This window comes from Micromonospora sediminicola, from assembly GCF_900089585.1.
GTDB lineage: Bacteria > Actinomycetota > Actinomycetes > Mycobacteriales > Micromonosporaceae > Micromonospora > Micromonospora sediminicola.
This window is the reverse complement of the sequence record NZ_FLRH01000004.1, coordinates 1,846,321-1,869,821: the sequence shown is the minus strand read 5'-3', so window position 1 is coordinate 1,869,821 and position 23,501 is coordinate 1,846,321. Positions and strand designations below refer to the sequence as shown.

At 73.3% G+C, this 23,501-nt stretch carries 24 protein-coding genes; 8 read left to right on the top strand and 16 right to left on the bottom strand.

The genetic code is table 11. The features are described 5' to 3' along the window. Nucleotides 1-17 precede the first annotated feature (17 nt). The 5 genes from GA0070622_RS30365 to GA0070622_RS30345 all read right to left on the bottom strand — a co-directional run bounded on the left by GA0070622_RS30365 (nt 18) and on the right by GA0070622_RS30345 (nt 5,402). Nucleotides 18-1,442 carry a hypothetical protein gene (locus tag GA0070622_RS30365; protein WP_091582947.1) on the bottom strand — a complete coding sequence of 475 codons (1,425 nt, stop codon included), beginning with the start codon at nt 1,440-1,442 and terminating at the stop codon, nt 18-20. After that, nucleotides 1,439-2,338, bottom strand: coding sequence for a hypothetical protein (locus tag GA0070622_RS30360; protein ID WP_091582944.1), 900 nt, complete (start codon nt 2,336-2,338; stop codon nt 1,439-1,441). Before GA0070622_RS30360 ends, GA0070622_RS30365 begins: the two co-directional genes overlap by 4 nt. Continuing rightward, nucleotides 2,335-3,645 carry an HAD domain-containing protein gene (locus GA0070622_RS30355; RefSeq protein ID WP_091582940.1) on the bottom strand — a complete coding sequence of 437 codons (1,311 nt, stop codon included), beginning with the start codon at nt 3,643-3,645 and terminating at the stop codon, nt 2,335-2,337. Before GA0070622_RS30355 ends, GA0070622_RS30360 begins: the two co-directional genes overlap by 4 nt. After that, on the bottom strand, nt 3,642-4,958 hold the full coding sequence (locus GA0070622_RS30350) for a glycosyltransferase family 4 protein (RefSeq protein ID WP_091582937.1): 1,317 nt from the start codon (nt 4,956-4,958) through the stop codon (nt 3,642-3,644). Before GA0070622_RS30350 ends, GA0070622_RS30355 begins: the two co-directional genes overlap by 4 nt. A 93-nt stretch (nt 4,959-5,051) precedes the next feature. Next, nucleotides 5,052-5,402, bottom strand: a complete 351-nt coding sequence (locus GA0070622_RS30345) for a hypothetical protein (protein WP_141684649.1) — start codon at nt 5,400-5,402, stop codon at nt 5,052-5,054. A 368-nt stretch (nt 5,403-5,770) separates the two neighbouring features. On the opposite strand from GA0070622_RS30345, the gene GA0070622_RS30340 reads away from it, so the two are divergent. Continuing rightward, nucleotides 5,771-7,003, top strand: a complete 1,233-nt coding sequence (locus GA0070622_RS30340) for an outer membrane protein assembly factor BamB family protein (protein ID WP_141684648.1) — start codon at nt 5,771-5,773, stop codon at nt 7,001-7,003. Between the two features lie 276 nt (nt 7,004-7,279). Next, nucleotides 7,280-7,804, top strand: a complete 525-nt coding sequence (locus tag GA0070622_RS32250; protein ID WP_141561852.1) for a hypothetical protein — start codon at nt 7,280-7,282, stop codon at nt 7,802-7,804. A gap of 220 nt (nt 7,805-8,024) precedes the next feature. On the opposite strand, the gene GA0070622_RS30335 is transcribed toward GA0070622_RS32250, so the two are convergent. From GA0070622_RS30335 to GA0070622_RS30300, 8 genes are read right to left on the bottom strand one after another with little or no spacing between them, the layout of a single operon-like run. Then, on the bottom strand, nt 8,025-8,531 hold the full coding sequence (locus tag GA0070622_RS30335) for a DUF4913 domain-containing protein (RefSeq protein WP_091582927.1): 507 nt from the start codon (nt 8,529-8,531) through the stop codon (nt 8,025-8,027). After that, nucleotides 8,528-10,330, bottom strand: a complete 1,803-nt coding sequence (locus tag GA0070622_RS30330) for a type IV secretory system conjugative DNA transfer family protein (protein ID WP_091584250.1) — start codon at nt 10,328-10,330, stop codon at nt 8,528-8,530. The genes GA0070622_RS30335 and GA0070622_RS30330 overlap by 4 nt, the downstream gene beginning before the upstream one ends. Then, nucleotides 10,327-11,790 carry an ATP/GTP-binding protein gene (locus tag GA0070622_RS30325; protein WP_091582923.1) on the bottom strand — a complete coding sequence of 488 codons (1,464 nt, stop codon included), beginning with the start codon at nt 11,788-11,790 and terminating at the stop codon, nt 10,327-10,329. Before GA0070622_RS30325 ends, GA0070622_RS30330 begins: the two co-directional genes overlap by 4 nt. Nucleotides 11,791-11,802: 12 nt before the next feature. Continuing rightward, nucleotides 11,803-13,275 (bottom strand): SCO6880 family protein, encoded by a 1,473-nt coding sequence (locus GA0070622_RS30320; RefSeq protein WP_091582920.1) that lies wholly within the window; start codon nt 13,273-13,275, stop codon nt 11,803-11,805. Then, nucleotides 13,272-14,609: a hypothetical protein gene (locus GA0070622_RS30315; protein ID WP_141684647.1), complete on the bottom strand. Its 1,338-nt coding sequence runs from the start codon at nt 14,607-14,609 to the stop codon at nt 13,272-13,274. The genes GA0070622_RS30320 and GA0070622_RS30315 overlap by 4 nt, the downstream gene beginning before the upstream one ends. Then, on the bottom strand, nt 14,609-15,361 hold the full coding sequence (locus tag GA0070622_RS30310; RefSeq protein ID WP_091582914.1) for a DUF8175 domain-containg protein: 753 nt from the start codon (nt 15,359-15,361) through the stop codon (nt 14,609-14,611). The genes GA0070622_RS30315 and GA0070622_RS30310 overlap by 1 nt, the downstream gene beginning before the upstream one ends. Nucleotides 15,362-15,391: 30 nt before the next feature. Beyond that, entirely contained in the window at nt 15,392-15,694 is a 303-nt protein-coding gene (locus tag GA0070622_RS30305) for a hypothetical protein (RefSeq protein ID WP_091582909.1), read from the bottom strand. 11 nt (nt 15,695-15,705) lie between these two features. Then, nucleotides 15,706-16,236 (bottom strand): hypothetical protein, encoded by a 531-nt coding sequence (locus tag GA0070622_RS30300; protein ID WP_176558737.1) that lies wholly within the window; start codon nt 16,234-16,236, stop codon nt 15,706-15,708. A 222-nt stretch (nt 16,237-16,458) separates the two neighbouring features. Here GA0070622_RS30300 and GA0070622_RS30295 point away from each other — a divergent pair, with 222 nt between their 5' ends. Together GA0070622_RS30295 and GA0070622_RS30290 are read left to right on the top strand one after the other, a co-directional pair. Next, nucleotides 16,459-16,956: a hypothetical protein gene (locus GA0070622_RS30295; protein ID WP_091582905.1), complete on the top strand. Its 498-nt coding sequence runs from the start codon at nt 16,459-16,461 to the stop codon at nt 16,954-16,956. Then, nucleotides 16,953-18,050: a M23 family metallopeptidase gene (locus GA0070622_RS30290; RefSeq protein ID WP_091582901.1), complete on the top strand. Its 1,098-nt coding sequence runs from the start codon at nt 16,953-16,955 to the stop codon at nt 18,048-18,050. The genes GA0070622_RS30295 and GA0070622_RS30290 overlap by 4 nt, the downstream gene beginning before the upstream one ends. Nucleotides 18,051-18,108: 58 nt before the next feature. On the opposite strand, the gene GA0070622_RS30285 is transcribed toward GA0070622_RS30290, so the two are convergent. Together GA0070622_RS30285 and GA0070622_RS30280 are read right to left on the bottom strand one after the other, a co-directional pair. Continuing rightward, nucleotides 18,109-19,158, bottom strand: coding sequence for a hypothetical protein (locus GA0070622_RS30285; RefSeq protein ID WP_091582898.1), 1,050 nt, complete (start codon nt 19,156-19,158; stop codon nt 18,109-18,111). A gap of 166 nt (nt 19,159-19,324) precedes the next feature. Then, nucleotides 19,325-19,654: a hypothetical protein gene (locus GA0070622_RS30280; RefSeq protein WP_141684646.1), complete on the bottom strand. Its 330-nt coding sequence runs from the start codon at nt 19,652-19,654 to the stop codon at nt 19,325-19,327. Between the two features lie 248 nt (nt 19,655-19,902). Here GA0070622_RS30280 and GA0070622_RS30275 point away from each other — a divergent pair, with 248 nt between their 5' ends. From GA0070622_RS30275 to GA0070622_RS30260, 4 genes are read left to right on the top strand one after another with little or no spacing between them, the layout of a single operon-like run. Next, on the top strand, nt 19,903-20,334 hold the full coding sequence (locus GA0070622_RS30275; protein ID WP_176710597.1) for a YbaB/EbfC family nucleoid-associated protein: 432 nt from the start codon (nt 19,903-19,905) through the stop codon (nt 20,332-20,334). Then, nucleotides 20,324-20,647 (top strand): hypothetical protein, encoded by a 324-nt coding sequence (locus tag GA0070622_RS30270; protein WP_091582886.1) that lies wholly within the window; start codon nt 20,324-20,326, stop codon nt 20,645-20,647. The genes GA0070622_RS30275 and GA0070622_RS30270 overlap by 11 nt, the downstream gene beginning before the upstream one ends. Next, entirely contained in the window at nt 20,644-22,521 is a 1,878-nt protein-coding gene (locus GA0070622_RS30265; RefSeq protein WP_091582882.1) for a WXG100-like domain-containing protein, read from the top strand. The genes GA0070622_RS30270 and GA0070622_RS30265 overlap by 4 nt, the downstream gene beginning before the upstream one ends. A gap of 50 nt (nt 22,522-22,571) precedes the next feature. After that, nucleotides 22,572-22,841: a hypothetical protein gene (locus tag GA0070622_RS30260; protein WP_091582880.1), complete on the top strand. Its 270-nt coding sequence runs from the start codon at nt 22,572-22,574 to the stop codon at nt 22,839-22,841. Here the strand turns inward: GA0070622_RS30260 and GA0070622_RS30255 are convergent. Then, nucleotides 22,814-23,488, bottom strand: a complete 675-nt coding sequence (locus GA0070622_RS30255; RefSeq protein WP_091582877.1) for a VOC family protein — start codon at nt 23,486-23,488, stop codon at nt 22,814-22,816. The genes GA0070622_RS30260 and GA0070622_RS30255 overlap by 28 nt on opposite strands. Nucleotides 23,489-23,501 lie beyond the last annotated feature (13 nt).

The following is a 23,501-nucleotide window of genomic DNA, read 5'->3' as shown; positions in this document are numbered from 1 at the left end:
CCCTTCTGGCCGGTGGGTCAGCGACTCGGCGCGTCAGGTCGCCGCGGACGCCCGGGGTGCGACGCGCCGGCGGGGGCCCGCGGAGGAGCGCCGCCGGGCGTCCGCTGGGCAGGCGGCCGGGCCACCGCGCCACCGGCCGCGGGCGTGATGCCCCGCAGCCACGGCTGACCGTCCTCGGCCCGGCGGTGCGAGGCGTCGACCTCCCCACGCGGCGTGCCCGCGCCGTCCGGGGCCTGCTGCGTCGCGTTCCGGAACCGCTCGATGAAGTCCTTCTTGTCGTCGAGCGAGGACACCTTGTCGAACGTCGTCCAGAACTGGGATCTGGTGTCCTCGGGAAGGCGCGCCTCGTGCATGAGATCGTCCAGGCGGCGAACGAGGCGGTGGTCGTCCCGGTGGACGAAACTGTCCAGGATGCGGTTCAACCGCGGGTCCACGTCGGTACCGCGGTTGATCCAGGAACGCACCTGCGCGGTGAACTGCTTGCGCACCGTCGCGGTGTCGAGCGGGGCGCCGTCGCGTACGTCGACCGCGCTGTCGTGCACGGCGAGCAACGCGGCCACCTTGCTGGCCTCGCGCACGGCGGGATCGCGGTAGGGCTCGGCGATCAGCACGGGATTGCAGCCCCACGTCCGGTCCGGAGTGTCGATCAACCGGGTCTGGTCCGGCGCGTCGTCCCGGATCCTCTTCGGACTGCTCAACGGGCCCTGCAACGCGTTCTCGATGACGCGGATAGCCGGAATGCTGCCGAAGGTCAGATCCGGATCGTCCGGCAGCGTCTTCAGGCCCCCGCCGAGGGCGCCCTCGCGGTGCAGGGCATAGCCCTTCTTGCTCCCGGGATGCGGATCGCCCTCGATGCCGTAGTAGAACATGTAGCGGCCGGTGAACTCGCTCTTGGGATAGATCGCGGCGCACAGTTCCTGGATGGTGCCCTTCAGGCAACTGTCGACGAAGGTGATGCGGCTGCCTTCCCGGCCCACCGGGATCCCGTTGCCCCGCAGGTAGCGGGTGAGCCGCTGGTAGGCGCCGTCGATGTCCCGGTCGTCGACCGACCCGGAGATCTCCCGGTAGGGCTGGAGCTGGGGATACTCGGCCCCGCTGTTGCGCTCCTTGTCCTGCACGGCGGCCTCGGCGAGCGCCCGGGAGAGCACCACGTTGTGACAGTGCGCGTCGAAGAAGTCGGGGTCCATCGCGCGGACGGCCACGCCGAGGCTGAACCCGTCCCGTCCGACGAAGACGATCCGCTCGTTCGGGTCGGCGTCGACGGAGGCCCGCAGGTCGTCCAGCATCTCCGCGGCGATGGAGGTGACATAGGGCCCGTGGTGCTCACGGAAGACGTCGTACGCCTCCGCGACCGCGGCGCGGTCGCTCGCAGTCTCCAGCCCGTACGCCTCGTAGATCGCCTCGAGCCCGGTGAACTCCTCGGTGGCCGACACCCGGGTCACGCCCCCCGGTCCGGCCGCGACGGCTCGATGACCCGGCTGAGCCAGCGGACCAACGGGTCATGGTCCTCGATCGTCCCCCACCACAGGGGCACCCCGTCGTGGCCGCGCCGGAAGACGCCCTCGCCGTCGACCGCCGTGCCGGCCTGCTCCACGTCGACGAAGGGCAGCATCACGGCGGCGCTCAGGACGACGGAGCCGCCGAGCACGGCAGCCGCGGCCGACGTGTCCACGGTGTCGTCCAGCGCCTCGACCAGCACCATGGCCTGCCGGCGGCTGTGGTCGACCGACGGCTCGTCGTCGCCCGGCCCGGTGACCACCAGGTCGAGCCCGGCGATCCGTCCCTCCCGCGCCGCGTCCAGCACCGTTCGCGCGGCGTCGGCGCTCGCCGACCGCTCGCTGCCGGCGGCCGACTGCGTGACGCGCAACCGGCCGGCGAGGTCCGGAGCGTGCTGGATCACCTGCGCCAGGTGACGAGGCTCGCCGAGGCTCGCCCAGCGGATCGGCTGCCCGTCGGCGCCGCAGGCGGACCGCACGGCCGACGGCACCTCGGCGGGCCGGTACGCGACACCGACCTCGGGGCGGCCCACGCGGTCCAGGAGGCGGCGTGCGGCCGATCCGGCCGTCTCGTCGCCCACGACCACCAGGGCGAGCCGCGGTACGCCGCGCGCGGCGGCCGCCACCGCGAGGACGGTGCCCGGGCCCCAGGCCGAGCCGGCGTCGACGACGAGCGGGGCGTCGCGCAGGTTCTCCGGCCAGTCGCCACCCCGTCCGAGTTGCCGGCTGCTCTCCGCCAGTGCGGTGCCCGGGAACAGCTCGCCGACCGCGCGCAGAGCGTCGTAGTCCTGTCGCGCCTCGTCGATGGCCTTGCCCTCGTGCGTCGGACTCTCCGATGTCATCGTCTGCCCCTCGATGGCTGTGGTGACGTCGGCGGACGGACCGCCGCCGTCGTCGGCTGGTACGGCTGCTGCTGGTGCCGGCGCGCGGCGGGCCCCGGCAGGTAGGCGACGGCGGCCGGCCGTCGCTCGTGCAGCTCCGCCACGGACCTGCTCACCCGCGTGACCCGCTCGTACAGGGCGTCCGGGCCGTCGCGTAGCAACTGATCGTAGGGGACCCGCTCGGCCTGTCCGTCGTGACCGAAGGCGACGGTCAGGTCGCTGGACGTGTCGCGGCGGTCGGCGCGGACGGAGACCTGCACCAGCGGGCCGGACGGGCCCAGCTGGATCGAGCGGTGGGTGCGTTGGATGTCCGGGCTGATGCCGAGGTCGGCCACCGCGGAGTCGACGAGCAGTTGGATCCGCGGGCCGGCGTCGCGGTCGGGTGTCTCCCCGAGGACGAGGCGGTACGAGTCCTTGGCGTGCGCGACGTCGCCGCGCTCGGGCCGGGCGGCGCGCAGGGCGGCCCGGTCGGCCCAGACCGTCGCCGCCGCGCCGTCGCCCCGGAGGAACCGGCGGAAGGACTGGCGGACGAACTCGTCGGTGGGACGCACCCCCGACCCGCCCCCGTGCTCGGCGGTGACCGCGGTCGCGCAGCGGTCCCACAGCGAGACGGTCAGGTCCCTCCGGTCGAGACCGGCGGCCCGGTCGGGCAGAGCGTTGCAGGTGCGCGCGAACCAGTCCGCCCGCTCCCGCGCCACCGGGTCCGCCGACAGGTGCGGGGTACGCCGCAGCAGCTCCCCACCGGTGAGGACACCGGGGCCGCTGGTGCTCCGCGCCCACGAGCGCACCTGGTCGAGGTGGTCGGGAAGCAACCCGACCGCCGGGTCGACCGGCACGAGCAGCGTGGGGACCCCGTTGTCGAGGACACGCGCCTCGGCCCACCGCCGGTCGGCGTCGGTGAGGAAGTCGTCCAGCCAGGCGAAGGGCACGCCGTCGGCCTCGGCCAGCACGCTCGCGGCCTTCCAGTTGACGCCGAACGGCACCGGACCGGCCAGCGCCCGGTCGATGACCAGGACGGGCAGCGGACCGGTCAGGCCGACGGCGGGCGCGACGTAGGCGTTCGCGGCGTGGTTCCAGGTCGTCGCCCACCGCAGGTCGACCAGTCCCTCACGGTCGAGCTCGTTCAGCATCCGCCCGTGCTCGCGGCTGAGCTGCACCCGGTAGCCGTGCAGGTGGTGCGCGGTGAAGCCACGGTCGGCATGGTCGCCGGTGGGGTTGAGGACCCCGTCGATGTCGAGCAGCAGCCACGGCTTCGCGGTCCCGCTCACCGGCCGCGCCCCGGCGGCCGGAGGCCCTCCTGCCAGGCCTGCGGCCGGCGGGGCGGCACGGCCGGGGGACGGGTCTGCTGGTGCGCGGCCTGCAACGCGGCCGTCGCGGCGGTGGTGCCGCGCGTGGATGGCGCCAGGGCCCGGATGTGCTCCGCCACCCCTTCGGCGGCGTGCCGCCAGGTGTGGTTCTGCCCGAGGTGCTCGCGCAGCTCCGTGGCCCGACGCCGGGTCTCCGGCAGATCCTTCAGGACGGCCTCGGCGTGGTCGGCCCACACGGTGGGCAGCGTCGCCTCCGAGCGCCCCCTGGTGTTCACCACCGACGGTGCGCCCAGAGCCGCCGGCACCCGGTTCGGGTCGCCGAGGAACATCCCGACCCCGGTGTGGTTCCCGACCAGGACCGGCACGCCGTAGCCGGCGGCCTCCAGCGGGGCCAGGCCGAAGTCCTCGTGCCGGGCCGCGTGGATCACCAGGTCCGCCCCCCGGAGTTCGGCGGCCATGACGCCCGGGTCGGAGGTGTAGCCCCGCACCCGCACCGGGAAGCCGGCGATGTCGGACAGCACGCGTTCCTGTTCCGCGACGTCGGACTTGTGCGCCCCCAGCATCGTCAGCCGTACGTCCAGGCCGCGGTTGTGCAGTTCGCCCACCGCGGCGGCGGCGATGTCGGCTCCCTTGAGGCGGTCGTCAGTGCGCGTGAACACCAGCAGGTTCAGCCGGGTCTGCTCGGGGTCGTACCGGGGCGGCGTCTCCAGGACCACGCCAGGCGTCATCTCCACCACCGGGGGCGGCTTCTCGCACATCCGGGCCAGGCGGCGGCCCTCGGCGGTCAGCAGCGGGCCCACGCCGACCACCAGGTCGGCCCGGGACACCAGGGCGCGCTCGGTCTCGGTGTGCTGGTTCGACTCCAGCGGCTCACCCCGGCCGCGGTCCATCTCGTCCGCCGTCACGTGGACGAAGTGCACCACCTTCGCGTGCGGATAGAAGTTGTCGCGCAGGTAGGAGGCGGCTCCACCGGAGAACCGACCGTGACCCATGATGACGTCGACGTCAGCCGGAAGCCCGTCCGCCCGGAGCAGTTGCGCCCGGGTGTCCGACACCCCCGGGACCGGGTCGAGCACCTGGACGTCGACCAGGGGATGCGACGGCGACGGCACACTCACCCGGGTGGTCACCCGGTGCCCGAGCTCGGCGAGCGCCACGGAGATCTCCCGGTTGACGGCGATCGGGCCGCCGCCGATCCACTTGTCGCACAGCGTGAGCACGTTCAACGGCCGGGCCTGCGCCTCCGCCCGGGCCGGCGGCAAGGGCACTGTCATCTCTGCTGCCTTCTTCTGGTGTCGCTGCGGATACCTGGTCGGCGGTCAGGGCGCCGGAACCGTCCGGCGCTCGGCCACGCCGGGTCGACGGCGTCAGCCACGCATGCCCGTCGCCGAGTAGAGCCGGCCGACGAGATCGTCGGTCACGTCGGCCAGCTCCGCGGCGTCCGGACTCACCGCCCCGGTGCTGACGCCGTGGCGGAGCCGGGCCGACAGCTCCCGGAGCAGGGACGCGGCCACGAGCGCCTCGGTGCTGGCGATCTCGACGGTGCGCGGCGGCTCGGCCTCACCCGCACCGGCCAGCGTGCTCCGGGACGTGGCGGCCTGGTCGGCGAAGGTGACGTTCTGCCGTACCGGTTCCTCCCGCTCGTCCCACCGGTAGCGGTGGGTGCTGAGCATGCATCCCCAGGAATCCGACACCTTCGTCACGTCTGTCATCTCCATGTGCACATCCTGACGGCAGCGGAATCGTCACGGACTCGTGAGTCACGGGGCGCCGAGGCGCGCGACGAGCGGGGGGAGGCCGGGGGCACGGCGACACCGGCGACGGCTCCGGCGGCCCGGACGTCCACGCACGGCGAACTCATGCAGTGCCCTCCCCCGAACGCACGACTGCATCGGCACGCCCGAGCGGCGGGCAGACGCCGATGCCGCTCACGATGCGTACCGGGAGCAGCATAGATCGCGCTGTCCACTGAGAACAGACCGGTTGGTCCACCGCGACACGCGCCGGTCACCGACGGTCGCCCGCCCGATCGATGCCCGTTGCTACGCTACGGGGCCGGACGGTCGCGGAAACGGGGGATCCAGTGGTGCGAGCGCGGCTCCAGGCGGCGGCGGTCATCGTTGCGCTCGCGGCGACGGTCGCCGGATGTGGGGACGACGACCCGCCGTCAGCGCCGGCCTCCGCTGCCGCACCGTCACCCGCCGCCACCCCGTCGGCGCCGGCGTTCGACCCGCCGACCCGGTTCGGGCCCACCGGCACGGCTCTCGGCGAGGCCCGCCCCGGGGACGTCCTCCTGCGCGGGACGACCGCATTCGTGGCCGGCGACGCCCGGACCACGGTGGTGGACGTGGCCGGCGGACGCCAGCTGTCCGTGCTCACCCCGAAGCAGGCACCGATCACCCGCAACCCGGCCGCGGCCGGGCACCGACCGGTGCTGATCGACCCCTCCGGTCGGCCCACCGTGGTGGTGCCGTACGCGGTGGAGATCCCCGCCTCCGGCACCGTCGCGTCCCGGCAGGCCGTCGAGCTGCTCGTGATCGACGCGACCGACGGCCGGCTGACGACGACCGTGACCGTGGACGCCAAACCGGCCGAGGGCGACTTCAGCCTGGTCGCCGCCGATCCGGTACGCGTGGTCGGCGGCCGCGGCACCGCTGTGGTGCTCGGCATCGGCAAGCAGGTGACGGTGGTCGTCGACGTCAGCACCGGCAACACCCTGTGGCGCGACGACGACTTCGCCGCCTCGGCGCTGCTGGGGGACACCGTCGTCGGCCTCACCGCTCCGGACGCCCGCTACCGCCGGTCCGTCACCGGGCTCGCGCTGCTCGACGGCGCCGAGCGCTGGTCGGCGGTCTCCGTCGCCGACGCCGAACTCGCCGCCGCCGGTCCGTCGTTCGTCGTCGCGGTGGGTCGGCAGAACGACGGCAAGCGCTTCTACGCGCTCGTCAAGAAGGACGGAGCCCTGGTCAACCGCACGACCGGCGAGTACCGGGTGGGACTGCGCTGCGCCTACGACGAGGCCGCGGTCACGGTCTGCGCTCTCGGCAACTCGGAGCCGCTGTTCGCCCTGGACTCCACCACCGGCGACGACCTGTGGCAGTTGCCCGCGACCGGTCGGCGCGCCCCGCGGATGACCGCGGCGTGGCACGGCGCGGTCTACGGCACGGTGAACGGGGCCGCCGTCGTCCTCGACGCGCGCACCGGCCTGGACCGGTCGGTGTCTCCCGGGGTGGCGCCGGTGGCCGTCACGGCCCACGGCGGCCTCGCCGCCGACCCGTCGGACGGCAACGCGATGGTTTTCCACCCGGCCGTCGGCTGAGGCTCTCGCGGTCGTCCTCAGTCGCCCGCTGGGAGGCGACAGGCCCCACTCCCTTGCCGGGGACAGCAGCCTCGGCCTTGTGGTGCAGCAGTTGCGGCTCGCGTGCGTCGGGCAGCGGGCTGACCTGATCGCCCGGCACCTTGGGCCAACGAGCAATTCGTGCAGCCCGGATTGCGGCCAGGTGGCGGGCGAATGAATTCATTATCGCCTTTCTGTTGAGTGGATCATTTTCCAGATACGCTCGCGTCTCATTCGACCCGGTCATTGGGAGAGCAAATGCGGGGAATCAGAACAGCGTTGGCGTGGCGCAAACTCCTCCTTCGCGCGGCGGTCGTACTCGCTGCTTCAGCGGTGATCCTGCCGACGTCAGGGGCTCCGGCCCAGGCAGCTGAGCAGTCCTACTGTGGAGCGCTGTCCGGCAGTTACGCGAACGGCAACCGGATCGGGTTGTGCATGAACATCTTTTGGTACGTACCGTCCGGAGGCGGGCAGGCGTTCTACCTGACGTCTGACGTTTTGATCGATCCGGCAGCAACGGGCGCGACCGGCTGCAAGGTCACGGCGTGGGTTTCGTTGGACAAGCCGAACTCCAACCAGTGGCAGTCACCGAAGAACACGCAGAGTTGCACTTCAGCGCTAAGTGAGCGAGGAACCTGGCAGAACTCCTACCACTTCTCGACCGGAACGTCCGCGACCGAGGCCCAGCGTCATGCATGCATCGATCTGTACTACAACGGCTCATCGAGCTCTGGCTGGCAGCGATGCATGTCGAGCGGCTGGGAGCAGATGCAACTGGGGTGAGCGTCGCTGAACCAGGCCCCGAAGGATGTCCTCCTGAGGGGCCCGGTTCCGGCTGAGCCATACGCGCCGGTGGGACGGACGGGCGGGTGACTCAGGATCACCGCGCCGCCCACGAGCTGCCGGTCAGCGGACGCCAGTGCCGGTGACCCGGCGAGCACACCACCGCCGAGAAGCACCATCGTCGCCCCGCGCCGGCGGCGATCACTCGGCCGCCCGACGCTCAGCCCTCGGGCAGCTGATCGAGGATCTCCCGTGGAGCGGGGAGGGTCGGCAGGGTGCTGGGCTCGCTGTGCCGGCCGGGTTCGCACTTGGCGAACGGCCCGTACTCGGTGGTCATGGCCATCAGGTGCGGATCGAGGTGGTGCAGCCACCACGTGCTCATCGTGTCGTCGAGGCGGGCCTTCTCCCACTCGCGCCACATCGCGTAGAGGCGCGAGATCGCCTCGGGGTGCGCCCACCACCGGTCGCACCAGTGGATGCCGCTCTTGGGCCCGCTGAGGACGCGGCGCTCGACGACCTCGCCCAGGTACAGGCGCATGAACTCGTCGAGGTTGCGGAACGCCGGCTCCGGCACCTCGTCGGCGGCCGGCTGCGGGGTGGCTGCCGTGGCCGCCTGCGGATCCGGCGGCGGGTCGCCGGGCGGCATCGCGCCGGACAGCTGCTCCAGCAGAGCGGACAGTTCGGCGACGGCCCGCTCCGAACCGCTCCGGTCGGTGGGCGTGGTCATCGCGGCTCCTGCACAGCGTTGTCGAACGACTGCAGTTGAGAGGTGTCGGCCTGGAGATTCCAGTCGTTGCGGCGGTCCGGATCCCAGCGGGCGATGGAGGCCCGGACGGCCTCGGCGTACGGGCCGGTCTGCCAGGGCGCGGTGCGGGCCAGCACCGGCGGCGCACCGGAGCTGTAGACCACCATCCGGCCGCGGGGCAGCGCGTGCAGCTCCGCGACGTCGAGCACCCGCTGGCGGCGGGTCTGCCGGGACACGGACCGCTGGCCGAAGCCGGAACCGCTGCTCGACGTGGATCGGGTCATGACGTCGTGCTCACCGATGAGGCGGGACAGCTCCTCGAGGAACTCGGGGTCCGCGACGCCACCGCCGTAGGTGCGCACGTTCGCCGCCGACCACAGCTTGCGCATGCCCTCGCGGCCCCACACGTCGACGCCCTGGGCGTACGACTGCAGCACGGTGATGATCGGGAGGCCGTGCGAGCCGTAGTAGGAGTACAGGGCCGGCAGTTGCCGGATGCGGCAGATGTTGGCCGCCTCGTCGAGCACCGACACCAGCGGCGGGTCGAGGCGCCGGCCCGGCGAGGTGCGGGCGCGCATCTCGCCCGCTCGCAGCACCGCGTCGGTCAGCGCGGCGATCAGTGGTGCCGGTGATCCCGGACCGCCCTGGCTGAGCAGGTAGACGGTGTCGCACGTGGCGACGAAGTCCTCGGGGCGGAACTGCCGGATCATCGGTGAGGACGGCGGACTGACCCATGCGGTGACACTCGGCTCGGTCAGGCACATGAGCATCTTCTGGGCGCCGGCGTAGACGCCGCCCCGGGTCTGTTCCGGCATGTTGATCACACCGACGATCGAGTCGGCCGGCAGTTGGAAGCCCGCACCGGTCAGGATGTCGGCCGGCGACTCGTCGCGCGGGTTCACCGCCCAGCGGTAGACGTCGAGGACGGACCGTCCGCCGACCGCGGCCGCCAGCAGCAGGTTGGCCACGAGCTCCTCGGAGCTGGGGTCGAAGAACGCGTCGCGCTGCATGCCGGGTTCACGCTCGGCCGAGGCGAAGTGCTCGGCCAGCCGACGCGCGTCGGTGATGGTGGCGATCCCGCCGAGCGGGTTCCACCACAGCTGCTGCGGCTGCCCCCAGACCTGCTGCGGGTCGAACACCCAGATCTCGCCTCGGGTCGCGCGCAACTCCCGGGTGGCGTCGATGATGTCGCCCTTGACGCTGGTGACCAGCGTCGGCCCGGGGTTGGACACGGTGGCCGGGATCGCGCGGGCGGTGGTCTTGCCGGTACGCGGCCCCCAGATGTCGACCGCCATGTCCTCCCAGGACTGGCGCAGCTCCATCCCGCCCACCACGGCGTGTCCGATCAGGACGCCGGCGTCGTCGGGGGCGACGGTCCCGGCGTCGGCCAGACTGGCCCGCAGTCGCCTGGCGGACGCGGTGACCCCGTCGGGGCTCAGGTGCGCCAGGTCGCCGCGGCGGGCCATGTGCCGCGCGGCCCGGTCGACCCGGCTGCCCCGGAGACGGCGTCCCCGGACCAGCAGCGACACACCCGCGCCCAGTGCCGTCACCACCAGCACCTCGGCGACCGCCACCAGCGTGCACGCGACGGTCCAGGTGATCGTGCCGGAGATCAACCCCGCGGCGGCGCTGAACAGCCCCTCGCCGTCGTAGCCGGGCGGATCGGTCAGCCGCAACGGCAGCCACACCGCCCCGGCCGCCGCCAGTGCGAGCCCGGCCAGCCCGCCGGCGACCAGGCCCGAGGAGTCACTGCTTCCGCCCGGTCCCACCGCCCGGCTCATGTGCGCCGCCACCGGAAGTCGGTGTTGCCCAACTGCTTCTCGATCTCGGTGGGTTCCAGGTGCACCGGGATGCCGGGACGGGTCCCGACCTTGATGAGGAAGTTCCCCCGGCCGATCAGGACCTCCTCCTCGTCCGGTCCGGTCGTCCACGACGGCGGCGCGGACCACGACAGCACCTCGGCGCGTTCGGCCTGCGCGAGGGGCCGTACCCGGGCGACGGCGTCGAGCTCCTGCTCGGAGCAGGCGCCGATCATGAGCACCGCGCACCGGTCGGCGAAGCCGCGCGCCTTGGCGCGGTCCTCCTCGTTCGGCAACGCCTGCAGGTCACCCAGCGAGTGGGTGATGAACGCGGTGCCGGTGCCCTTGGAGCGGTTCAGCCGGGTCAGCGCGTCGATGCGGTCGACCATGCCGTGCCCGACCCGCAACGCGCGCCACATCTCGTCCAGGACCAGGAAGAAGCGCCGCGGCGGGGCCAGGCCCAGGTCGGACATCCGGTGCGCGGCCTCGACCTGACCGAAGCCGGCGGCCCACGTGGTGACCAGGGTGGCGGCGGTCAGCATCTGGTTGGTCTCGCTGATGCCGGAGATGTCCACGCAGAGCGCGGTGGTGTCCAGGTCGATCGAGGCGGTGGTGTGACCCTCGACGGTCGAGCCGAGCGGCCCGTGGATCAGCGCCCGCAGCGTACGCCGCAGGTTCTCCGTCTCCAGGCGGTAGCGGTCCAGGTCGTGGTCGTCGTGCCACAGCGTCACCCACCGCACCGGCATGGGCGCCTCCTCGATGACCCGCAGCACGTCCGACAGCAACGGCTGGGCGGCGCTCTCCCGCTCGGTCAGGAAGCGCAGCGCGGCCGCCAGGACGGTGATCTCGTCCGACGCGAGCGGCGCACCCCGAGTCAGTGTCGCCAGCACCAGGGCGGCGTTCAGCCGACGGTCGACGATCTCCGCGTGCAGCTGCTCGATCTCCTTGGGATCGCGCACGTGCGCCAGCACCTGCTGCCACGGGCCGATGTCGAGCGGGTTGATCCGGTGCAGCCCGGGGCCCACCCGCAGCACCCGGCCGCCGAGCGCGGCGACCAGCTCGGCGTAGTCGGGTTTGAGGTCGCCCAGGATCAGCGGGGTCACCCCCTGGGCGACCAGGCTCAGCAGCATCCGCCGCACGCTGGTGGACTTGCCCATTGCCGGCTCCGCCTGGATCCACACCGACGGGTTGTTGATCAGCTTGGCGCGTTCGTACCAGGAGATCGGGTCGAAGCACACCGTCGCGTTGGTGTAGCGGTGCCGGCCCAGCGGGGCGCCGATCGTCGGGGTGGACGAGCCGGTGCCGAACGGCCACAGGCCGCACACCTGCACCGTGGTGCCGCGGTATTCCGTGGGCGACTCGACCCACGACATGTAGCCACCGCCGGGGCCGGTGTAACCCAGTCTGCTGGGACGTCGGATCGGGATGACGGAACGGGGCATCGGGGCCGCCTCCTAGAACGGCACGGTGGCGTGCACGGGCAGCACCACCCCGGTCGGCAGGGTGGCGGCGAAGGTCGCCGCCTGGGCCCCGTACATCGGGCGGAGCATGAGCCGGGCCTCGGCGGCGCGCGAGTCGATGATCCGGGTCGCCTCGTCGAGCTGCTCGACCGAGGAGACGGTGGCGGTGACCAGCACCGTGAACCGCACGACGCCGGCCCCGGAGGCCTCCTCCTGCGCGGCCTGCTCGGCCGCGTTGAGGTCGGCCAGGTCCCGGGCGGTGGCCTGGGCCTTCTTCGTCGCGTTGAACCGGGCGTCGCGCTTGTCGGACTCGACGAGCTTGGCCGACTCGGCCGGCGAGTACGGCCGGTAGATCAGCGACACCCGCTTGCGCAGCAGCTGCGGGTCGGGATCGGTCAGCCGGGCGAACGTGTTGGCGAAGGTGACACCGCGCGGGGCCTCGACCATTCCCCAGGTCCGCGAGACGCCGGAGTCGTGCCGGTAGTAGTCCCAGCTCTCCCGCGCCGAGACCGGGCCGGCGTTCTCCCACGTGAGGTCCAGGTCTGGAGTACGCGACAGCTCGATGCCCACGCCGGGGTCGTACGCGGCGCGCACGGCCCGGACCAGCGAGCGCGGCATCATCGGGCGCACGCCGCCGGCGCCGGCGGCCGAGAGCCCGGAGTGCAGGTTCGGCAACCGGGCGGCCACCTCCCGGCACATGTCCTCGTGCGAGAGCTGCCGCCGGTTCGGCGGCAGCGTGTAGGTGAGCGAGACCCGGGTCTCCACGGTCGCCGACCCGGCCGGGTAGCTGCGTACCACCTCCGCGAGGACGCGGCGGGCCAGCTCCGGCGCCTCCGGCGACATCGTGTCGTCGACCTCGGTGGCCAGCTGCGTGCCCGGGTCCGGGGTGCTCTCCACGGTGACCGCGGCCTGCACCAGGCCCGGTTCGCGGCTGAGGTTGGACAGCCAGGCCGCCAGGTGCGCCACGCGGGCGTCGATGGCGCTCTGGTCGACCAGGTCCATGCCCTCCGGGTAGCAGCGCAGCGTGACGGTGTAGTGCCGCGACTGCGGGATGACCACCACGCCGATGCGCCCGGAGCGGCCCGTCTCCACCTCGTAGACCTGTGAGCGGGCCAGGATGCCGGGCAGCTGGTGGGTCTGCGTCACCTTGGAGGCCACGCCGGACAGGTAGAGGTGCTGCCGCCGTGAGCGTCCCCGCCACCAGGCGAACCGTGCCGCCATGACCTGCAGCCCGGTGCGCCCGTTGACCCGGACGGCCAGCGGGACCAGGACGGCGGCGCCACACAACGCGGTCACCAGGGCGGCCAGGAGCGACACGGCGAGCATCAGCACGGTCAGCAGCGCCAGGCCGAACATGATGAGCGTGCCGACGGTGCCCAGACCGAACAGTCCGGCCGACACACCACGGCGCCAGTTGCCGTACGCGCGCTGCTGCGGCGGGTTCGGCGGCGCGGCCGTCGTCGTCACTGCTCAGCTCCTGTCGGTCCGGTCGCGCCCGCGGCGGCGCCACCGATCTTTCGGACCGCCGCCGGCCCGGCCTTCGCGGCGGCCTGCCCGACCATGATTCCGGCGCCGATGGGGCCTGCCGCCGCGGCCATTCCGCCGGCCGCCGCCGCGCCTCCGCCCGCCGCCGCGCCTCCGCTGGCCGCCGCGCCTCCGCCCGCGGCCGCGCCACCTCCGCCGGCCGCCGTGCCTCCGCCGGCCGCGCCTCCTCCGCCGGTCGCGGCGCCGCCGCCTCCGGTGGGCGTCCCACCGCCGGACGGTGCCGGTGCGGCGGCGGGTCCGGTGCCGGCCCCGGAGGGGCGCACCGGGGCGCCCGGTCCGCCCCCGTCACCACCGCCGGCTCCGCCACCGCCACCGCCACCGCCTCCGCGGGTGGAGTTGAGCAGCATCGCGCCGGTGGCGATGGTTCCGGAGGCCGCCATGCCCCCGCCACCGCCACCGCCCATGGCGATCTGGCTGGTCGCCGGAGCCAGCAGCTTCAGCAGGGCAGGCATCGCCACGATGCCCATGCACATCAGCACGATGCCGGTCAGCACGGTGGTGAGGTCCTCGCCGTCACCGATCATCCAGAACGCGGCCGCGTACACGGTGGCGGCGGCCGGCTTGTAGAGCAGGGCCGCCATCAGCCAGCTCAGGTAGCGCGCCAGCACGGCACGGCCGGTGCCGGTCATGGCCGCCGCCGCGGCCAGCGGCATCAGCCCGCTCAGCAGCACCTTGATCGCGGCGATGCCGATGCTCAACAGGATCTGCGTGAACGAGATGAGCAGCAGCATGAACGAGACGGTGATCAGCGCGATGGACGTGAGTCCGTTGAAGGCGGCCGCGCCGGCCACCGGCGCGAACATCAACAGGCGCTCGCCGAGATCACCGCCCGTCGACGCGTCCACGATCCACTTGGAGTAACCGTCGCCGAACTCGCTGAGCAGCGCGACCGTCGGCACCCCCGCGGCGCTGATCAGCGTCAGTTGGACGAGGCCACGCCCGGCGTCGGTGGCGGCCTTGGCGTTGCGCTCCCACACGATTCGCCCGGCCGCGACGAGAAGGGAGAACACCGCGACGGCGCCGGTGATCCAGTAGGTGTACTCGCGCAGCCGGTCGACCGATCCTCCGGTGAGCACCGGGGACGGCACCGCGATCCAGCCGGCGATCAGGGTCTTCAGGGCCCAGGCCGCGGTGTCGCCCATGGCCTTCGCCAGACCGTCGAGCATGGATTCCGCGACGTTGCCGGCGACCGAGTTGGCGACTCCGCCGAGGAAGTCTCCGACGCCGCAGTCCGGCTGGGTGATCGGATTGCACATCAGCGGGCCCCCCACTCCACGACGCCGCTCAGGTCGGTCACGGTGCGGCTCAGCGATGTCCAGGCGCCGCCGGGCGGTGCCACCATCTTCCAGTCCCCGTCGCTCCACCGGAGGGTGGTCGTGACGATGAACCAGCGTGCGGTGGCGCCGTTGACCGCCCGGTAGGCCAGACCGATCACCGCGGTGTCCGGTGAGTAGCTCTGGTACAGATAACCCGCCAGCGGCGCGAGGTCGCCCGGCTGGGCCGGCTGCTCCGGCTCCGCCTCGAGTGCCCGCTGGAGCCTGTCCCGGTCGGCGCTGGGCAGGAACTGCCGGGTCAGGGTGGGCTCCCACGATGCCCGGCCGGCGGCGGCGCCCACACGGCTGGTCAGTTGCGCGGCGGCGATCAGCGCGCCCTCCGGGGCGTGGGCGAAGCCCTTGGCCTGGGTGTCGCTGTGGTCCCGTGGCCCGGCCCGATCGCTGAACGGCAGCGCGGTGCCGCGGACGACCTGCCAGGTGACACCCGCCGGTGCGGTCGTGGGGACCGCCGTGGGCAGCTCGCCGGTCGTCTGCGGCTGTGCCGCCGGCGTCTCACTGACGGCGGCCACCGGGGGCGTCGCCGGGCCGGGTTCGTCGTCGTCGCCGGACCGCACGGCGACGACGACCCCGAGTGCGACGATCACCAGCAACAACGCGGCGGCCAGCACGAAGCCCGGCCGGGTCCACGGCGACGGCTCCTCCGCGTAGTCGGCCTCGTAGTTCCTCGAACGCATGGCGGTCCTTCCCCCCGGTGAGTGCCGCGCTCAGGTCAGTGCGTCGACCAGCTGCGGCCCCACTCCGAGCAGCACGCAGCCGGCCAGCCACCAGCCCAGCGCCGAGGTGTTGGTGTCGTCACCACGGCGGTGGGCGATCGCCATCTTGGCGCCGATGAACATGGCGCCGCCGACGGCGACGGCCGTGACGATCCACTTCACCCAGCCGAGGATCGTCAGGATCTTGTCCGATCCGGGGGGCGCGATGTTGCCCGGGTCCGGAGCGGCGATGACATCGGTCGCAACGCCCTGCACGCTGGCGACCGCGGCGTGCAGATGCAGCAACATCGACATTGGTAATTCTCCTAGGTCGAGACGACTTCGACAACGGAATCGCGGAGCGCGGCGATGTCGGGTGGGGGAACGCCCAGATCGGTGGGTAGGTCGGCGGCCAGCAGAACCTCCTGCCAGCCGACGCGCCAGACGTTCGGCACCCATCCGCCCAGCAGTTGCAGGCGCTCGTTGACGATTCTGGGCGGTCGTTTCGGCGACGCGGCGACCGCGACGACTCCCTGCACCCGGACGTGCGCCGGGACGGCCCGCCGACGCCACTGCTCCACCGCGCCCGTCGCCGCCAGCGTGCCCGTGGCGCTGGCCCGACAGACCAGGACGACGTTGATCATCGGGGCGTGCTGCGGCAGTAGCGGCCACGCCGAGCCGTGGTCGTAGCCGACCCGGGTTAGCGCCGCCAACGTGCTGGCGCCGCTGCCGCCGTGACAGCCGACCCACCACACCGGGGGCCACCCGTCGGCGAGAGCCTGCGGCGGCACCGGCACCGCGGAAAGAACCGGCAGCGCGTCGTGCCGCGTCCGAATGGGCGCATTGACCGATGGCACGTCAGAATCCGCCCTGCACTCGACCGTACATGTAACTTTCCCCCGTACCTGACCTGCTCCGCGGCGAACAGTAGCACCCGGCTGCACGCCGATCGATATTGTGATTCCACATTGGCACGTGCGGAGCCGGGCCATGACCAGCCGGTCCATGATGGACGCGAGACGAATGGTTGACACGGGGGTAGAACGGTCATGGGCAATGAAATAGGGATACGGGCACTGGTGTCCGCGATCGCGATACCGATGCTGCTCGCGACGCTGTCCGGATGTTTCCGTTCCGGGGACCCGGACAACGCGGCACCGCCGACCACCGGCCCCGCGCCGACCGTCGGCGGCGCGGTCGCCGGCGTGCCGACACCGGAGGCCCTCGGTCGCGACGACGAGGACGACGAGGGACCCACCGCGCCCGTCGCCGGGGCGGCACCCGCGGCGGCCGCCTTCGCCACCGCGTGGGCGAGGCCGCGGCTCGACGCGGCGAGCTGGCTGAAGGGCGTCACGCCGTTGTGCGTCCCGCGGTTCGCCGCGCAGCTGCGCACCGTCGACCCGGCCAACCTGCCGGCGTCCCGGATCACCGGCCGCCCCGAGGCGACCCACCCCGTCCGCGACGGCGGCGGGCAGTTCGCGATCCCCACCGACCGGGGCACGCTGCTGGTCAGTGTCGCCGACGTCGAGGGCCGCTGGCTGGTCACCGGCAACGACTTCGTACGGGCCCCGCGATGACCGACCGGAAGACGTCAGGTCTGGTGGCCGCCTTCGTCGCGATCACCCTGGTGCTGGCCGGGTGCGTGGTCGGGCTGCCGCTGTTCCTGATGGCCGGCTCGGTCAGCGCCTCGCCGTGCGGGACGCTGCCCGCGCCCGACCTCTCCGGAGGTGGCACGGCGACCACCGAGTGGGACCAGAGCCAGGTCGCCAACGCCGCGATCATCGTCGCGGTCGGCCAGGAGATGCAGGTACCGCCCCGTGGCCTGGTGATCGCCCTGGCCACCGCGATGCAGGAGTCGACGCTGCGCAACCTCGACTACGGCGACCGTGACTCCGTCGGCCTCTTCCAGCAGCGTCCCAGTCAGGGCTGGGGAACCGTGGCCCAGCTGACCGACCCCCGGTACGCCTCCGGCAAGTTCTACACCGCGCTGCTCAAGGTCGAGGGCTGGCAGGGCATGCGGCTCACCGACGCCGCCCAGGCCGTGCAGCGCTCCGGCCTCCCCGAGGCCTACCAGAAGTGGGAGGACGACGCCTACGCCCTCGCCGCCGCCGTCCTGAACATGGGCAGCATCGACGAACTGGGCGGCGGGCCACCCGGCGCACCCTGCGGTCCCGGTGCCTTCGAACCCGTCCCCGTCGGCCCGGGCGGCTGGGTGCAGCCGGTACGGGCGGGCATCGTCGCGCCGTGGGGCCAGGACCGCGGCGACCACAAGCACGCCGGCGTCGACCTGGGCGCCCCGAAGCTCACGCCCATCCGGGCCGTCGCCGCCGGCGTGGTGTCGACCAGCACGTGCAACGCCCCGGAGTGGCACGGCTGCGACACCGACGGATATCCCGGCCTCGGCGGGTGTGGCTGGTACGTCGACGTCCGCCACGACGGCGACATCGCCACCCGCTACTGCCACATGGTCCGGCAGCCCTTCGTCCGGGTCGGGCAGAAGGTCGCCGCGGGTGAGGTCCTGGGCCTGAGCGGCAGTTCCGGGAACTCCTCCGGCCCGCACCTGCACTTCGAGGTGCACCGCGGCGTCGCCCCCGGTCAGAGCCTGAACTTCGGCAACTCCGTCGACCCCGTCGCGTTCATGGCGGCCGTGGGAGCACCGCTGGGCGGCTGACCGCCGGCGCGGCCGGTCGAGCGGACGCGCCGGCGACCCGTCGTCGTGCCGGCGCGCCTCAGCGGACGGCCTGTCGGGGCGTCCGGGCGGGCACCCGTGGCGGCTGCGCGGGCCCCCGGGCGGCCGGGCGGGCCGTGCCCCGACCCAGCGCGCCGCGTGTCGGAGCCGGGTAGGCCCTGGCGGCGGCCTGCGCGCCCCGGCCCTCCGCGGTTCGCGGCACGGGAGCGCCGGCCGGCGCGGCAGCCTGGCCGGCGACGGCCGCCGTCCGGCCGGCCGCGTCGGCCGCGTCGGCCATCTGGTCGTGGTGCGTCGCCTCGGCGGTCAGGTCCTGCTCCCGCGCGGAGGCGTGGTCGGCCCGGGCCTCGGCGTGGGCGGGCACGTCGGTGCCGGGCGCGAGCCCCTGCTCGGCGTCCAGCCGGACGTCGCGCCACACGCCGGCGAGGTTTCGGTCGTCGTCGGCCGCCGCCCGGTGCCGGTTCGCGTCGGCGTCGGCACCGGTCCGGCGCTCGTCCTCCTCCCGCCGCCGCGACGAACGCTCCGCGGGACCCCGGCCGTCGGCCGCGGCGCGCTCCGCCGTCGGTCGCGCCGCGCGCGGGCCGGCGGTGTGTCCCTGCCGTTCCGCGGCGTCGCGCACGGCCCGGGACAACGCGTAACCGGTGTGGATGCGTCCGCCCGGGGCGGGCACCCGTACGCCGCTCGCGGCGAGTCGCTCGCCCGCGGCCCGACGCGCCGTGTCGGCGGCCGGGTCGACGCCCTGCCAGGCGGTGGAGGCGCGCCAGACCTGGGCGACGTCGGCGTCCGTGGCGTCCTGCCACCACGTCGGGTCGGCCGCGCGGCCCCAGGTCGCCGCGTCCTGCCGGTACTGCGCGTACAGCTGGTCGTGCACGTCCCGGGCGCGGTGCGGGTCGAGCCGGCCGGCCTGCGCGGCCAGCTCACTGCGGACGTCGAACTGCCGGTCGCCGACGGCCTGCGCGAACTCGAGCTGCCGCTCGGTCACCTCACGCTGCTGGAGCAGTTGTCGCTGCCGCTGCTCGGCCAGGAACCGCCGGTACTCCACGATCGCCGCGACGAGCTGCACGACGCTGCCCGCGATCTCCGAAACCGCCACGTGTCCGCCTCCGCCGCGACCGAATGGTGTGACCGCCCGTGCCGGCGGCGTCAGGAGCGCCGGGCACGCCTGGCACCGTAGCGTGCGGGATCGAAACGCCGCAGCCCCCGGACGCCGACGGCCAGGCACCGGTCACGGGCCGCCCCGGGGGCGACTCGTCCCGTGGTCACTTGCGGTTCCAGACCGCTTCCTGGCCGGTGCTCGGGTCCTTGACCGTGAGGGTCTTGCCGTCGGCGCTCAGGACGCCGTCGGCCGAGATCTTGGTGATGCCGCAGTCCAGCTCGAGCCGGTATTCCCGGTCGCCCTGGTCCGTCGTGGCGCCGGTGCAGGGGACGTCGATGTTGGCCGACACGGAGCCGTCGTCGCGCACCGTCATGGTGCGGGACTGGTTCTCCGCCATGATCCATGTGCCGGTCAGCGACGGTCCACTGCCGCAACCCGCCGCCAGCAGAGCGAGCCCGAGCGCCAGCCCGGCAGGTCCCCAGCGCTTGACCACGTTCCCTCCCCGGTGTGCCACGTACCACCCTAACGGGCGGCACCGCCCCCGGCCCGCCCGTGGGCACCGGCCGGGCGGCGGACCCCGACCCGGCGCCGCGCGGCCCCTCGTCCCGGAGCTGCGCCGCCGCGCACCGGCAGCGCCCGCACGGGACTCCACCGTGGAGGGCGATGGCGTACCGTATGTCGACCGCGCCGCACCCGGTGCTTCCTGGGGCGGCCGACGGGCCGTCACACGGGGGAGGTCTGATGGCGCAGTTTCCCATGGGCGACTTCGCCGCCTCGACCGACCGCTTCGTGGCGTCCTGGGTCGCGGGCATCTCCGAGCGCGCCGCCCGGGCGCAGGCGTTGTCCGACGAGGTGGCGGCGATGTCGGCGACCGCCGAGGGCGCGCAGGGCGCGGTCCGGGTGACCGTCGCCGCGTCCGGCGCCATGACCGACCTGCGGCTCGACGACCGGGTGCTGCGCTGGCGGCCGGACGAGATCGCCGCCACGGTGCTGGCCGTGATGCGGCGGGCGCAGGGCCGGCTGGCCGCGCAGGTCGCCGAGGCCGCCGCCGGCACCGTCGGCGCGGACTCCGAGACCGCGCGCGCCGTCGTCGGCAGCTACGCGGCGCGCTTCCCGGAGGTGCCCGAGGAGGACGACCCGGGGTACGCGGGCTGGAGCGGAAATGGGCGCTGAGGCGCGCGGCTTCGAGGTCACCGCGGCGGCGCTGACCGGGCACGCCCGCTCGGTCGACCGGATCGCCGGGGAGATCGGCACGGCACACGACGCGGGCGCGCACGTCCGGATGGGCGCCGAGGCCTACGGGCAGATCCCGGTCTGCCAGGCGATCCCCTTCCTGCTCGACTTCCTCCAGGGTCCGGCGGTGGACGCCCTCGCGGCGGCGCGGGAGGCGTTGCAGAGCGCGGCCGGGGCGCTCGACACGACGGTCACCGCCTACCACGACACCGACGGGACGGTCTCCGCCCTCTTCCAGCGGCTGCACCGGTGAGCACCGCGGCGGCGAACCCGCTGGTCGCGGCCCGGCAGGACACGACCACCGGCTACAGCGGCATCGGCATCGTCGAGAGCCTCGTCGACCTGCGCGACGGCATCGAGAGCGGCTCCTGGATCGATTCGACCATCGGCGGCGTGGGGACGTCCCTGGAGGTGCTGGCGACCTGCGTCGACCCGATCGGGTCGGTCGTCTCCTGGGGCGTCGCCTGGCTGATCGAGCACGTCAAGCCCCTCTCCGACGCGCTGGACTGGCTGGCCGGCGACCCGGACCAGATCACCGCGTACGCCCAGACGTGGCACAACGTCTCGCGGCACGTCGCCGGCCAGGTCACCGCCCTGTCCGAGGCGGTACGCACCGAGATCGCCACCTGGACGGGCCCCGCCTCCGAGGCCTACCGCCGCTACAGCGACCAGCACGTGCGTCACCTCGCCGGCCTGGCCGACGCCTCGGGCCTGATCGGCACCGTCGTCGAGGGCGCGGGACTGCTGGTCGCCCTGGTCCGGGAGCTGGTCCGGGACCTGATCGCCGACTTCGTCTCCGTCCTCGCCGTCCGGCTCTGGCAGTGGCTCGCCGAGGAGGCCCTCACCCTGGGCGTGGCCACCCCGCTGGTCGCGGCGCAGGTCTCCGCGCTGGTCGCCAAGTGGGCGGCGAAGGTCGCCGGGCTGCTCACCGCGTTGGCCCGCAGCGTCAGCCGGCTGCGGCCGATCCTGTCCAAGCTCGGCGAGCTGCTCGACACCCTCCGTGCGGCGTTGCGGGGCCTTCGGCGTACCCCCACCGGGACCGCCACCCCCGACACGCCGGCTGCCGGCCCCCGGCCGCGGGCTTACGACGCCCCCGCCGGTGGCGGCGGCCAGCCGCCGCCTTGGGCCTGGGCGAACCCGCCCACGCACGGCGGACCCGCCAGTGGGCCGCCGCACGACGGGCCGCCCGCGTCGCCCGGACCCGCCGGCGGCCCGTCGCACGACGGTGGGCCGCCGCACGCAGGCGGCCCGGCGAACGGCGGTGGGCCGCCGCACGCAGGAGGCCCGGTGAACGGCGGGCCGGCGCACGACGGCGGTTCGGGGAGCGAGGGCGGCTCGGGGAGCGACGGCGGTCCGGCGCACGACGGCGTCGATCCAGCGGAGTCCGGGTCCGGCTCCGATCCGGCCGTGCCGCATCATGCGAGCGAGGCCGAGTTGCGGCTGCTCGGCAGGGAGGTGCACAGCATGGTCGAGCTCAAACCCGGTGAGCACGTCAACGACGCCTACGACGTGACGTTCACCGACGGCACGCACGGCGTCTACAAGCCGAACGTGCCGGAGAACGAGTTCGTGCAGGTGCGCTCCACCATCCCGGAGAACCAGCTGGCCGCCCGTGAGGTCGCCGCCTCCCGCCTCGACGAGGACCTGGGCTTCGGCCTGGTGCCGACCACCGCGCGGTGGGACGGCCCGCACGGCGCCGGTTCGATGCAGGAGTTCGTGGAGAACGCGCACCCCGGCCGTCCCGTCACCGACTACTCCCTCGCGGAACGAGAGCGGATGGCGGTGCTCGACTACATCAGCGGCAACACCGACCGGCACATGGGTAACTACCTGACCGGTCCGGACGGCCGCCTGGTCGCCATCGACCACGGCTACTCCTTCCCGGAGTCGAACGCCGAACCGCTGCGCTCGGACTTCGTCGCGCAGCAGCGGAACCAGCCGCTCAGCCCGGACACGATGGCCCGGCTCCAGAGCACCGACCCGGCCGTGCTGGCCGACCGGCTGCGCGCCACCGGCCTGAACGAGAGCGCGGTCTCCGGGGCGATGGACCGCTTCAACGAGATACGCAGCCGAGGCATGATCACCGGCGAGGCGTGGGGGGCCTTCCGCCCGCCGAGCCCGTGGTGAGCGCAGGACCGTCGGTGAGCGGAGGAGTCGTGGTGATCCAGGAGGCAGGCATGACCGAGCAGGCACCGACCCGCGTGGGGCTGTACACGTTCGCGCAGCACACCAGCCGGCGGGTGGCCGAGTTCCGCTGGGAGCCCGGCCGGCCGGTGACGCTGTCCGTGCTCGACCCCGAGTGGGGGGCGCTGGCGCAGGACTTCTACGACAACGGGGTACCGGCCGGGGCGGAACGGGTGCGACCGGAGACCGGCGCGGAGTTCATGCGGGCGTTGCTGCAGCGCTTCCGGATGAGCTACTACAAGTTCGTCGACGAGAGCGACTGAGCCGGCTGTTCCCGTTTCGTCTCCCGGCGGGTCGACTCAGCAACGGCGCCAGCCGCCCACACGAAGCCGTCGGGGTCGACGAAGGTGCCGGCGCTACTGCCGATGACGAGTCGGTGTGATCCGTCGCCGTCGGGCGAGACGCCCGCGTCCTTGGCCGCGGCACGGCGGCCGTACAGCGCCAGCTTGATGTTCGAGGTGGCGAACTCGACGTACTTGCGGCCGAAGCTCTTGGCCACGGTCAGGCCGCGATCGACGTAGAACCGTTTGGTCACGGCGACGTCCCGCACCCCCAACAGGAGCACGATCTCGTCGACGTGCCGGCTGGCCGGTCCGGTGTCCTTCTTCGACGATGTCGCGATCTTCCAGATCGTGCCGTACGGGTCGCGCAGCACCCCGCCATAGCCCCAGAAGCTCTTCGCGGCCGGCTTCAGGGTGGTCGCTCCGCCGTCGAGGGCGGCGCCGAAGAGGCGGTTGACGGTTCCCGGCTGGGACACCACGAGCGACACGGCGAACCCGCGAAAACCGGTCGTGGGTTCGCGTGACGCGTCGACGCGCAGGCGGGGGCCCAGTCCGAAGGCTCCGGTGTAGAAGTCCTGGGCGGTTGCCGGATCCGGCACTTCGAGCGTGACGGAATCGATGGCGAGCATGGTTGTTTCCCTT

Excerpts from the sequence above, each read along its gene's own strand:
- GA0070622_RS30360 (WP_091582944.1), bottom strand. The coding sequence starts at position 2,338 with ATGACATCGGAGAGTCCGACGCACGAGGGCAAGGCCATCGACGAGGCG.
- GA0070622_RS30350 (WP_091582937.1), bottom strand. The coding sequence starts at position 4,958 with ATGACAGTGCCCTTGCCGCCGGCCCGGGCGGAGGCGCAGGCCCGGCCG.
- GA0070622_RS30345 (WP_141684649.1), bottom strand. The coding sequence starts at position 5,402 with ATGGAGATGACAGACGTGACGAAGGTGTCGGATTCCTGGGGATGCATG.
- GA0070622_RS32250 (WP_141561852.1), top strand. The coding sequence starts at position 7,280 with ATGCGGGGAATCAGAACAGCGTTGGCGTGGCGCAAACTCCTCCTTCGC.
- GA0070622_RS30335 (WP_091582927.1), bottom strand. The coding sequence starts at position 8,531 with ATGACCACGCCCACCGACCGGAGCGGTTCGGAGCGGGCCGTCGCCGAA.
- GA0070622_RS30330 (WP_091584250.1), bottom strand. The coding sequence starts at position 10,330 with ATGAGCCGGGCGGTGGGACCGGGCGGAAGCAGTGACTCCTCGGGCCTG.
- GA0070622_RS30325 (WP_091582923.1), bottom strand. The coding sequence starts at position 11,790 with ATGCCCCGTTCCGTCATCCCGATCCGACGTCCCAGCAGACTGGGTTAC.
- GA0070622_RS30315 (WP_141684647.1), bottom strand. The coding sequence starts at position 14,609 with ATGTGCAATCCGATCACCCAGCCGGACTGCGGCGTCGGAGACTTCCTC.
- GA0070622_RS30310 (WP_091582914.1), bottom strand. The coding sequence starts at position 15,361 with ATGCGTTCGAGGAACTACGAGGCCGACTACGCGGAGGAGCCGTCGCCG.
- GA0070622_RS30305 (WP_091582909.1), bottom strand. The coding sequence starts at position 15,694 with ATGTCGATGTTGCTGCATCTGCACGCCGCGGTCGCCAGCGTGCAGGGC.
- GA0070622_RS30290 (WP_091582901.1), top strand. The coding sequence starts at position 16,953 with ATGACCGACCGGAAGACGTCAGGTCTGGTGGCCGCCTTCGTCGCGATC.
- GA0070622_RS30275 (WP_176710597.1), top strand. The coding sequence starts at position 19,903 with ATGGCGCAGTTTCCCATGGGCGACTTCGCCGCCTCGACCGACCGCTTC.
- GA0070622_RS30270 (WP_091582886.1), top strand. The coding sequence starts at position 20,324 with ATGGGCGCTGAGGCGCGCGGCTTCGAGGTCACCGCGGCGGCGCTGACC.
- GA0070622_RS30260 (WP_091582880.1), top strand. The coding sequence starts at position 22,572 with ATGACCGAGCAGGCACCGACCCGCGTGGGGCTGTACACGTTCGCGCAG.
- GA0070622_RS30255 (WP_091582877.1), bottom strand. The coding sequence starts at position 23,488 with ATGCTCGCCATCGATTCCGTCACGCTCGAAGTGCCGGATCCGGCAACC.